Genomic DNA, 12,263 nt, shown 5'->3' with positions numbered 1-12,263 from the left:
TAAAGGCAAAAAGTAGCTATCTCACGAGTGTATCTAAATCCGATCCTATATGACCAACTGTATCTTGATGCTTTTTGGTTTCTTATTCTACTTTTTACAGTATTTTCTAAAACTTATGCACTACTTCACTCCTACGATCTATCCTAGGAGCTTTTACTCTTTCCTTACCCAACTTTGTTGTTTATTTTTTTTAAGCGGGTAACGCGATTCGAACGCGCGACATTCACCTTGGCAAGGTGACGCTCTACCACTGAGCTATACCCGCAAAATTTGTGTAATTCTTATCATCTCAAATTGACCGTAATTTGTCAAGCTTCGTTTAGAGCTATTAGCTAAATCCTAATTGCTGTCGGTAGCTTCTAACCCATTGCTTCTGGAGCCACTGAGACATCTGGAGCTTGAGCGCTTCTGAGAGCTACCGGTAGTTGAGGATCTCGATACGGTTCTGCTTTTAACCTGGAATGCAGTTGACGCATCAAATTACCCATCTCTAGAGCATTCATAGCGTAATCCCAACCTTTATTACTTTTAACACCCGCTCTTTCTAATGCTTGTTGCATTGTATCAGCCGTTAAAATGCCAAAAACGACTGGTACTCCTGTTTGAAATCCAGCTGCTGCAATTCCTTTGGCTACTTCACTAGCAACATAATCAAAGTGAGGTGTTTGTCCTCTGATTACCGCACCCAGACAAATAATGGCATCGTAGCGCCGAGATTGAGCAAGTTGGTTTGCTACTATAGGAACCTCAAAGCTTCCTGGAACCCAAATATAATCAACTTGGTTGCCATGAGGATTAACATCAACACCATGACGTTTCAAGCAATCCTGACATCCTTCTAGTAATTTTCCTGTAATTAAATCATTGAATCGTCCAATCACGATCGCTAAGCGGAGTGGTTCTGTTTGCGCAAAAGTCCCCTCAAAAACTGTCATAACTATAATTTCGGTAAAAATCTCGTGTGCTCAATGTCTTGCAGAAAGTAAGTGCAATTGCAACAGGGAAGCTGAAATCACTAAAATCTGCTCTATTTACCTCAGATCGTTTTATGACGACCTTACTTGACAACTTAGGGGCAATTGCTAACTGCCCCTAAGTACTAGTGTATCTTGATGTCTCTAGTGAAATCGTTTCACACTGTCTATATTAGTCAAGGAAAAATGCTTTAAACAACTAGAAAGTTTAATGCCCCAACTAAAAAAACTAAACCAATCCAAGCAATCGAACCTAACCAAAGCAGCCGTTTGGATTCACCCCAGTATTGAGGCGTAGCGTAAGCAACTGGAACGCCAATCAGCATAGCGAATGACATGATAACCAAAGCAACTAGAGCTATTTGAAATAAAATTGAGAACATAGGTGCTTCTCCCAAGACAGCAACAAGGTGGACAAATGTGTTGAGCGTAATAACTGACTATCTTCTGATTATTCCTTATTTGTACGCTATCAGAAATGCGAGCTTTTTAGGTAAAAAATTAAAGTAAGGGACTAGGAACCAGTGAAAGAGTAGTTAGTGGTGCTTTGGCGCTTTGAATAGTTTTGAATTTTGAGTTTTGAGTTTTGGAAAGCGAACAAAGGTGTCGGAGGCATTCATTAAAAGAATTTTCTTAACTCATAACTCCCCATCTCCCCTACTCCAAAAAACTACACAATAGAGAGATGGACTTAATTTTGTGTCATACAACAGCAGATTTTGATGCACTCGGTGCAGCAGTAGGAGTGTCTAGGTTGTTTCCTGGGGCAAAAATTGTTTTAACTGGTGGTAGTCATCCGGCGGTGCGCGATTTTTTAGCGCTACATCGCGATGAATATCCGTTAATTGAACGTCGTGCAGTTCATCCCGAACAAATTCGTTCTTTAGTAATAGTAGATACACAAAAGCGCGATCGCCTAGGTAAAGCAGCCGAGTGGTTAAATCTACCACACTTAGAAGCAATTCGCGTCTACGATCATCACATAGGTGTCTCAACAGATATTCCAGCAACTCAAGCTCAAATTGCGGCTGTCGGTTCGGCAACAACATTAGTTGTTGAAGAGTTGCAGCAACATAACATCAGTCTGAATTCTGTTGAAGCAACAGTGATGGCTTTAGGGATTCATGTTGATACCGGATCGCTTACTTTTACTCAAGCAACCGCACGCGATGCGATCGCATTATCGTGGTTAATGCAGCAAGGAGCTAATTTACGTGTCATTCGCGATTATATCGATCCAGGATTGTCTGCCCAACTGCAAGAATTACTGACAACTGCCTTGGCTGAGCTTCAAACTGAAATCGTTAGCGGCTACACTCTGGCTTGGGTAATGTTAGAGACAAAAGGTTATGTAACTGGCTTGTCTAGCCTTGCTTCGCAGCTAATGGAAATTACCGAAAGCGATGCCTTAATTTTAGCAGCGCAACATTTCATCGAACCTGACGAACGAGTGACGATTATCGGGCGATCGCGAATTCCTGGAACGAATCTCAATGAAATTTTTCAAGAATTCGGAGGCGGTGGACATTCGCAAGCAGCATCAATTTCGCTACGGAGTGTTGATACCAGAAAAACCTTAGCAGCCATCTTAAACAAACTCAAACAACAAACTCCTCAACCACCAATTGCCAGGGATTTGATGTCTTCGCCCGTGCGGACAATTCGCCCTGAAACAACAATTGGTGAGGCACAGCGTATTCTACTGCGCTATGGTCATTCTGGGTTATGTGTTGCAGATCCTGAAGGTCAACTTGTCGGTATCGTTTCTCGACGGGATCTTGATATTGCGCTGCATCATGGCTTTAGTCATGCACCCGTTAAGGGATACATGAAAACAAATGTTAAAACAATTACTCCAGCAACAACATTGCCTGAAATCGAATCGCTGATGGTGACTTACGATATCGGACGTCTTCCAGTTCTAGACAATGGCGAGTTAGTAGGAATTGTCACGCGCACCGATGTATTACGCGAAATTCATCAGGAGGAAGTCAACTGGAATCACGTTGATCGAGATACTTTACCTAATTATCGACAAGGTGCATATCAACTATTGCGCGATCGCTTAGCACCTCAACTGTGGGAATTACTTACCAAAGCAGCAACACACGCGCAACAACGCGGTTGGCACTTGTATCTTGTTGGCGGTGCAGTACGCGACTTACTGCTGACACACTTTCGACAAAGTAACTGCAGTTCGCCAGAAAGCACTTTCAATAGCTCATTACTTCTTACCGATATTGATTTAGTAGTGGATGGTTACGTTGCCAATAACGGTATTAGTGCAGGCGTCCAACTTGCACAAGAACTACAGCAAATTTACCCAAATACTCGCCTAGAAGTTCACGGCGCGTTTCAAACTGCAGCACTTTTATGGCATAAAGACTCAACGTTTGATTCTCTGTGGGTAGATATTGCCACAGCCAGAACTGAGTTTTATCCTTACCCAGCAGCTAATCCTGAAGTTGAAGCCAGTTCAATTCGCCAAGATTTATATCGACGGGATTTTACAATCAACGCCTTGGCAGTCAGACTAACATCACCACGCGCTGGAGAGTTGCTAGATTTCTTTGGTGGTTTTCTCGATCTTCAAGCTCAGCAAATTCGTGTTTTACACGCCAACAGTTTTATTGAAGATCCCACACGGATTTATCGGGCGGTACGGTTCGCGGTACGGCTAGATTTTACAATTGAGCCAGAAACCGAAAGTTACATTCGCTACTGCATCGCAAGTGGTATCTACAGCCGCGTCCAAGGAGATAAACTTCCTGGCTTATCTACCCGTCTCAAAGGTGAACTGAAATATATTCTCGAAGCACCTTACTGGAAGCGTGCGTTGAAGCTACTTTCAGATTTAGGCGCTCTCAAATGCATTCACCCTACATTAGAACTAGATCGCGAGTTGTGGCGACAACTTCGCTTGCTGGAACGCTGTTTACAACAACGAGATCGGCAACAAAATTTGCATCATTGGTTATTGCGGCTTGAAGCGATCGCTGCTCACCTATCACCTGAATACCGCGTTCAAGTAGCCACAAATCTACAACTACCTGATGACAGTATCAAGCGTTTAGGATTGCTAGACCAGTCACAAACAGAGGTTGAAGAACTTTTACCTTCCTATCAGCAACCAAGTCAAGTAGTACAGTTACTCCGCCGTTACGATGTGCCAACGCTGGTTTTAATTGCTATCCGCACTCACCGTGATGTTAGGCGTCTAATTTGGCAGTATTTTACTCACTGGAGCATGATTGAGCCACCTCTCAACGGCAACGATCTCAAGATTTTAGGCTACAAACCTGGACCTCAATATCGCATCATCTTAGATGAGTTACTAGCAGCAACTCTTGATGGTGTTATTGAGCACAGCACAAATTTTGAAGATCTCCGTAATTGGGCGATCGCTTTTGTCAAAAACCGCTATCCTCAGTAAATTACTGCAACAAAAATTTCAAGCTCCCGACTCTAGCCGCAGCAGTAGAGCAGACAGGCAAGTTATAATTTTTGCGGATGTGTGTAAAAAAATATTTATGAGTAATCCTTTGGTACAAGCTTTTTTTGTGGGTAGAGCTGTTGCTGAAATTTTCAACGAACAGTTAGAAAATACCCTAACAGACACGTTGAGCGAGTTGGGTAAACTTGATGCTGAACTGAGAGAACGGATGCGCCAGTTTTCTGAGGAAGTCATGGAACGGGCTAACCGAGAAATGGAAGTTACTACTAGAGGTAGAACTTCAACGACAACTTTTACACCAGACACGCAGCCTGTAGATACACAGGCAATGATTGACGATCTCCGTGCAGAAATTGCTTTGTTACGTACAGAAATACAGCGTTATCGCAGTAGCTCTGGTACAAATAACTAAACATCAGGGTAGATGTGTAACTGACAATTTTCTACTACTGATAATAAATAGTTATTCTGACCAAATCTTTACAAAACAAACTTAGGAACGTTGAGTGTCTGTTCTTCCTGCTGACTCCGTGAAAACTCTACGGTACACTAATAACTTGGAAACGGGCTACAGAGAAAAGTCTTACCGTTGGAATCGGGAAAATTACTCTAGCAAACGCCGTTTTGTAGACATCTGGCTGTTTGTGATTCGATTGCTAACTGGTTTTTGGTACAACAACAAGTCATGGAGCTACTCAGGTGGAGTTACTGAAGCTAAGCGCAGTGCAAGACGCAAACAGCAAGCTATCTGGATTCGTAATAAATTGTTGGATTTAGGACCAACTTTTATTAAAGTAGGACAGCTATTTTCGACGCGTGCAGATTTATTTCCTAGTGAATACGTTGAGGAACTTGCCAAGTTACAAGATAAAGTCCCTGCTTTTGGCTACGCCCAGGTAGAGACAATTATTGAGCAAGAACTGGGCAAGAAAATTCCTGAACTATTTAAAAGCTTTGAACCAATTCCTATTGCAGCAGCTAGCTTAGGTCAAGTCCATAAAGCACAATTGCATTCAGGCGAAATTGTCGTAGCCAAAGTACAACGACCTGGATTGCGTAAGCTATTTGAAATCGATTTAAAAATTCTCCGAGGAATTACGCAGTATTTCCAAAACCATCCTAAGTGGGGACGCGGTCGCGATTGGATTGGAATTTATGAAGAGTGCTGCCGTATTTTGTGGGAAGAAATTGAATACATCAACGAAGGACGAAACGCTGATACTTTTCGGCGTAATTTCCGCGCCTACGATTGGGTAAAAGTTCCCAGAGTTTACTGGCGCTATACATCTTCCAGAGTACTGACTTTGGAATATGTTCCAGGAATTAAAATTAGTCATTATGAAGCACTAGAAGCTGCAGGAATCGATAGAAAATTAATTGCCCGTCAAGGTGCAGAGGCTTACTTACAACAGCTACTTAATGATGGTTTCTTTCATGCCGATCCCCATCCAGGTAACATTGCTGTTAGCCCAGAGGGATCGTTAATATTTTATGACTTTGGCATGATGGGGCAGATCAAAACTGGCATCCGAGAGCAACTTATGAAGACGTTGTTTGGTATTGCTCAGAAAGATGCTCAACAAGTCGTAGATTCTTTAGTAGCGTTAGGAGCGTTGGCACCCACCGATGATATGGGACCAGTACGGCGCTCAGTTCAGTATATGCTCGATCACTTTATGGATAAGCCATTTGAGAATCAATCAGTGGCAGCAATTAGTGACGATTTGTATGAAATCGCTTACGATCAGCCCTTTCGCTTTCCAGCAACGTTTACCTTTGTGATGCGGGCATTTTCAACTTTAGAAGGTGTTGGTAAGGGCTTAGATCCAGAGTTTAATTTTATGGAAGTTGCTAAACCTTTTGCGATGGATCTTATGACTAACGGCAATGGTGTTGATGGTAATAGCTTTTTAAATGAACTTAGTCGCCAAGCAGCACAGGTAGGTAGCACTGCTTTTGGTCTGCCACGACGTTTAGAAGATACACTAGAAAAGCTAGAGCGAGGTGATATTCGCGTGCGCGTTCGTTCAATTGAAACTGAGCGACTCCTACGTCGTCAAAGTAACCTGCAATTAGGAACAAACTACGCAATAATTATCAGTGCTTTTACTCTGTCCGCTACGTTATTATTCGTCAATCATTATATATGGTTGGCAATAATTGCGGCAGCAATCGCTGTAGCTGTAGGGGTAGCGCTTGTGCGACTGCTCATCCGCCTTGACCGATACGACCGCATGTATTAATTTTTGTGGGCAACTATGAAACTGCGCTTCACGGGTCTTAGCAATCCAGGGTTGGTACGCTTCTCGAATCAGGATGCTTATTACATTGATCCGGAAGGGCGATTTTTTATTGTCGCTGATGGTATGGGCGGTCATACAGGTGGTGAAGAAGCGAGTCGAATTGCTACTCAAGTCATTCGAGATTATCTCTTACAGCATTGGCAGAGCGATCTGGAAACTAAAGTTTTATTAGAAAATGCTTTCAAGCAAGCTAATCTAGCAATTGTCCGCGAACAAAAGCTGCAACCACAATGTAGTGATATGGGAACAACCGCAGTCACTATAGTTTTTCGAGAACAACAGCCTGCGATCGCACATGTTGGTGACTCACGTTTATACCTGTTTCGAGAAGCAGCATTACAACAAGTAACCACAGATCACACCTGGATCAACATGGCTTTACACCAAGGTGATATTTCTAAACAAGAAGCCCGCAATCATCCTTGGAGACATATTCTTTCACGCTGCTTGGGTCGAGAAGAGCTAGATCTAATTGATATTCAAACAATTAACGTCCAACTAGGCGATCGCTTGCTACTCTGCTCTGACGGACTCACAGAAGAACTCTCTGACGAACACATTGCTTTTCAACTTCAATCTCATCCTGCTATAGAGAAAGCACCTGCAGCCCTGCTAGAAGCTGCTTTAGCAAGCGGTGGGAAAGACAATATCACTGTAGTACTTATAGCCCTAGAGTAGCTTTTGATCGCGATTATGGTAATCCTGGCTCAGACTATTTATTAAGCTAGATGTGCTATTACTAACACTTCCTTATTAAGGATTAACAAATGATTTAAAGTATTAATGTTTGCTAGAACCTTAACTTTGATATGGCTATTTAATTAAGTATTAATATAACTAACTTAACGGGTTTTGCGTTGAAAACATTTTAAAAAAGACTGTAACACAGATAAATACAATAAAAGTATGGCTGTGCAAATTAGAAATGCGTTTTTCCCTAAGAAATAAAATCGAAGCTACTTTTAACCTACAGCAATTTTCTTTTATGTTAAAGTTATAAGTCTATTGCGAGTACAACAACTGTTAATCGAAATTGTGTTTTGTAGAAAAATAGTAGAGTTTTCAATAGCAGGATAAAAGCTCTATCTTATTCACCTTAACGTACGTTTTTCTTGGCAAGAATCTCCTTATTTTTCTTGTTTCTCTTCAACAAAACTGCTGAGCTTTAAAACAAATTTACAATGCAAAAAAGCAATAATAAAATAGTTATTCCAACAAAAAAAGAGCTAGATAAGTTCATATATCGAACACATTAACCTATCATGCTTTGTTCAAAGTGGGTAGTGCAAGACAGAAGTTAGCTTGATTTGAGCAATTATATCTAAGTTGAAAAATAACTAAATTCCTAGAAGTGAATACCTGTAGTGATTTGATCTGTACTCGCTGAACGTTGAAGCAGACTTGTTTCAATAGCTACAAAGTTTTGATCTGACTCTATCACATTGAAGAAATAATATTTTATTCCAGTTGATACATTACCTCTAGGTGGACAATCAAACTGAAATATTGCTAGTGAGTGCAGGTAGTTAGGTTGTCTGCTCTGCATATAAGAAATTCGCTCAATGTACTAGATGCAAGTTCATTCAACTTTGATGAATGAATACTCTTAAGACAGCTAAGTAAGATAAGAAACTTCCTAAATAGCTATTATGTGGATATTTAGTTGATCTTACCCTGAAAATACGCACATTATACTACCAATATAATATTAAAAATCTCATTAAATTTAATCTGACTTGCACATGATTTTTGCAAAACTTTGTTCTGATCTATTCTGCTAGCCAAATCGAGTTAAAACCGATAAAGTTATCAGGTAACGCACGTTTAACATACTCCTAGTAAATTTTCAATAGGGAAAATTATGTTTTTAATTGCAAATTATGAATAAATAATGCACACAGTACAAGATTGAGATTATTTTTGTAATTTTAGATAACAAATAGTAAATTTTAGCCACCTGCAACTACTGAAGTGACGTTAACACATCAAGTGTTGTTGATTCTTCGAGTACAGCCTACTAAATCATTGCTGAACGTCTGCGTTTGATCATATGCCTGCAATTTAATTGAGTTTCAAGCAGGATGAAGTGTTACCGGCTTGTATAAAAAAATATGTTTGAATATGGAGTCACAAAGTTACCTGTCCTAACTCAGTACAAGCTAGACGAATGTTATTTGTCTTGTCGTCAATCTGACTTAAGTCGAGGACATCCAATAGTAGCGCAATTCCAGCAGTGTTCTTTGTCTAAGCGAGAAGTGAGCCAGTATATCGTCGCATCGCTACAAAAGTCTGCAGCAGAAGTTGTGGATCTTAACTCACAACAGGAATAGTTATTCTGTAGGTTGTTTACAAAGCACGAAAATCTTGACTAGGCTGCTTTTACTGAGATTAAGACTTTGCAAAACAATCGTGCAGCCTCAATTTTACCTAATAATTTGATTGGTCAACGACCAAAGGTCAAGTTACATTGCGCTCGATTAAACATAAACAGTATTTGCAAGCGATATCAGGCACATCATTTCATCACCTTTTTGAAATAAACTACTTGAATAGCATATGGCACGGCGATCGCTACAAGCATCTGTAACAGGTATCGAAAAAGCGAAAAGAGCGTTTAAACGCACAGGATGGACGCAAGAAGATTTAGCGTGTGAGGTAGGCATTGAAACTCGTCAACCAATTTGGAAGTTTTTTACAGGTAAACCGATTGAGCGACGGGTCTTTCTAGAAATTTGCTTTCGTCTAGATCTAGATTGGCAAGAAATTGCCATTCTTCCAAGTGATAACACATCGATAGTCGAAGAGGAACAACATCAATCGCATATTGATACTTTGTTACAAACAGTGCGATCGCGTCGTTACGACAAGATTCACGCTCAGTGTGGTGTTATACGTTTATTAGATACTGCTCAATCAATTGAGCTAAACGATGTCTACGTCAGCGCTGATGTATTAGACAAAACCAACGAAAGATGGTTAGATGCATCACAGTTACATTGCCTTCACGTTGAAAAACTGAATCGCTATAGTTGCAGTCAAGCCTACCAGAAACGAATTTCAGCAATGCAGGCAGTTGCAACCTCTTCTAAGCTGATGATTCTGGGTAAACCTGGCTCTGGAAAAACTATCCTATTGCGGCAGATTGCGATCAAATGCAATCAGGGTGAATTACTAGCAAATCGATTTCCTCTCTTTATCCGACTGCAAAACTTTGCCGAGGATGCTAACGAAATTCAAAACTATAATTTATTGGACTATATCAGCCAGGAGTTGGGTAAAATTGATGTTTCAGCTCAACAAGTTGAAACTTTGCTCGATAGCGGTAAAGCTTTAATTTTGTTGGATGGGTTAGATGAAGTTCCAGAGGAAGACAAAGCAGAGGTTCAAAAACAAATTCGCAAGTTGTCTGAGAAGTACGACAAAAATCATTTCATAATCACATGTCGAATTGCTGCCCAGCACTACTGGTTTGAGGAATTTACTGATGTTGAAATGGCTGATTTTAGCTTTTCACAAATTGAAGCCTTTACTCAGAAGTGGTTTGTCAACGCCAACAATAGCTTTAGACAAGAAGAATCTACAGCAACTCAGTTCATACAGAAACTTCTGCTACCAGAAAATCAGCCAATTCGCGAACTTGCTAAAACACCGCTTTTACTTCACTTGCTTTGCTCCATGTTTCAAGCGGGGTTAGACTTCTCGGCTAAACGCTCTAAAGTATACAAACAAGCATTAGACGTTTTGTTAGTTCGCTGGGATGAAGTGAGGGGGGTTAAACGAGATAGCAGTTTCTATTATCACCTGCCTTTGCTGCACAAGATCAAACTGCTGAGTCAGATCGCTATCATCACCTTTGAACAAGGACATTACTTTTTTACGCAATGTAATCTCTTACGCTACATCAAAGACTATCTGCGCACTTTACCAAATACTCCAGATGATATTGAAGAATTACAACTGATGAGCGAGGCAGTGTTAAGGTCACTGTTAGCACAGCATGGAATACTAGTAGAGCAAGCACAAGGAATTTACTCTTTTTCCCATCTCACATTTCAAGAGTATTTAACAGCAAGAAACATTGTCGCTAGCTTTGAACCAGAACAACTCAATAAGAACCTTATACAGTTGACTGTCCACATGAGCAAGCCTCGCTGGCGCGAAGTTTTTCTACTGATAGTGGAAATGCTGGAAGATACAGACGCTTTGATGCAATCAATGCAGCAATATAGTGAGGAACTAATGGCATCTGATGAAAAATTGCATCAGTTTCTGGTTTGGGTTCACCAAAAATCTCTTTCAATTGAAGCACCTTACAAACCTGCAGCAATTCGTGCTTTCTATCTGACATTGGATCTTTGCAGCGAACTTTCTTTAGCCCGTGATTTATCTCTTGCACTTGCTATTGATACAAAACTTGCCAGTAATCTTGCTCCTGAATTAGCTTTGGATCTAGCTACGATCCGCATGCTTTCCTTAATTTTAGCTCTCCCCGACAATCCTTCTTCTGAACAAATTCTTGCCCTAAATTCTGCCCTTCCCCATGATTTAGCGCTTATTTGTCACTCCAAATTGAAACTTCTACTACAAGAACTTAAAAATCAAATATCTACATTCAACCAAGATGACGATAAACTAAAAGAGTGGTGGAATGCTCATGGTCAAACTTGGGTTAATCAATTAAAGTCCCAGATAATTTGGTATCGCAATGTCGGTTATCAATGGGAGTTTAATGAGCAACAAAAACAAGCACTTCATCAATACTATGCTATCCAACATTTACTACTATATTGCTTAAAGAGCAGTGGTGAAATCAGTTCTACTGTGCGACAACAGATTGAAAAAACTTTGTTGTTGCCTTTAACTGAGAGTAGAAAATTGTTAAGAAATACCAAATCAAAGTACTTAAAATTGGGGCTTGTTTGAACTACTCTAAATACACTGTTTTTTTCTTAAGTTTGTGGAAGAAGTTATTAGATTTTTTTGCAAGCGATAGAGGTAAACTTCGCAATATTAAGATTTTTAGGCGCGTATCTATCCATCCTTTTATATAGTTATATAAAATAATTTGTATTCTCACCCAAGATTAACTCATCTTTTAATAAATTGATAGTTTTGGTTTACTACCTTATTTAAAGGTTCATTTTGCCATAAGCATACAACTTTTAGTTAAATTGCCTTCTGGTTTTACTTTATCAACAACTATCAAATAAGTAATATTTTACCTATATTCATGACTCTTGGAAGCTGAGTGTGATTCGCTTTTCTCAAGCCTTACTAAGTGTTTTTTGGCTGCTTATCTCTTTTATTACTTAATATAAAGTCGATTGTATTGCCAGCAGCATCTTACCTTAATGTATGTTTCATAACTCGCCATGAAACATTTTGTGGAGCGCAAGTGAAAGCTCCCCTGAAGCTAATCGGTACTTAAGAATTGCTCAACTCAAACAAAAAACAAACAAATCACACAAATTGTACATCAAGTCATTCACATTCTTAGACGCGATCGCAAATAGGCTGTTTGCATACTTGTAA

At 40.1% G+C, this 12,263-nt stretch carries 8 protein-coding genes and 1 tRNA gene; 6 read left to right on the top strand and 3 right to left on the bottom strand.

The features are described from left to right. Positions 1–193: 193 nt before the first annotated feature. The 3 genes from CSQ79_RS07325 to psbZ form a co-directional block, all read right to left on the bottom strand. Positions 194–265 (bottom strand) — tRNA-Gly (locus CSQ79_RS07325). 94 nt (positions 266–359) lie between these two features. Next, positions 360–935: a 6,7-dimethyl-8-ribityllumazine synthase gene (gene ribH / locus CSQ79_RS07320; RefSeq protein WP_099700522.1), complete on the bottom strand. Its 576-nt coding sequence runs from the start codon at positions 933–935 to the stop codon at positions 360–362. Positions 936–1,165: 230 nt separating this feature from the next. Beyond that, positions 1,166–1,357, bottom strand: a complete 192-nt coding sequence (gene psbZ, locus CSQ79_RS07315) for a photosystem II reaction center protein PsbZ (protein ID WP_099700521.1) — start codon at positions 1,355–1,357, stop codon at positions 1,166–1,168. 302 nt (positions 1,358–1,659) lie between these two features. Between psbZ and CSQ79_RS07310 the strand changes: the two genes are divergently transcribed. The 6 genes from CSQ79_RS07310 (at position 1,660) to CSQ79_RS07280 (ending at position 11,654) form a co-directional block, all read left to right on the top strand. Further along, the gene (locus CSQ79_RS07310) at positions 1,660–4,407 is read left to right on the top strand and encodes a CBS domain-containing protein (protein WP_099700520.1); all 2,748 of its coding nucleotides are present in this window, start codon (positions 1,660–1,662) and stop codon (positions 4,405–4,407) included. 97 nt (positions 4,408–4,504) lie between these two features. Further along, positions 4,505–4,840 carry a DUF6825 family protein gene (locus CSQ79_RS07305; protein WP_099700519.1) on the top strand — a complete coding sequence of 112 codons (336 nt, stop codon included), beginning with the start codon at positions 4,505–4,507 and terminating at the stop codon, positions 4,838–4,840. A 145-nt stretch (positions 4,841–4,985) separates the two neighbouring features. Further along, the gene (locus CSQ79_RS07300; RefSeq protein WP_099700688.1) at positions 4,986–6,671 is read left to right on the top strand and encodes an ABC1 kinase family protein; all 1,686 of its coding nucleotides are present in this window, start codon (positions 4,986–4,988) and stop codon (positions 6,669–6,671) included. A gap of 15 nt (positions 6,672–6,686) precedes the next feature. Beyond that, positions 6,687–7,409, top strand: coding sequence for a Stp1/IreP family PP2C-type Ser/Thr phosphatase (locus tag CSQ79_RS07295; protein ID WP_099700518.1), 723 nt, complete (start codon positions 6,687–6,689; stop codon positions 7,407–7,409). A gap of 1,433 nt (positions 7,410–8,842) precedes the next feature. Further along, a complete protein-coding gene (locus CSQ79_RS07285; protein WP_099700516.1) occupies positions 8,843–9,061 on the top strand; it encodes a hypothetical protein in 219 nt (72 codons plus the stop codon). Positions 9,062–9,287: 226 nt separating this feature from the next. After that, positions 9,288–11,654: an NACHT domain-containing protein gene (locus CSQ79_RS07280; RefSeq protein WP_099700515.1), complete on the top strand. Its 2,367-nt coding sequence runs from the start codon at positions 9,288–9,290 to the stop codon at positions 11,652–11,654. Positions 11,655–12,263 lie beyond the last annotated feature (609 nt).

Source organism: Gloeocapsopsis sp. IPPAS B-1203 (assembly GCF_002749975.1).
Classification (GTDB): domain Bacteria; phylum Cyanobacteriota; class Cyanobacteriia; order Cyanobacteriales; family Chroococcidiopsidaceae; genus Gloeocapsopsis.
Note: the sequence above shows the minus strand (reverse complement) of the source record. Positions and strands in the feature narration are given on the sequence as shown.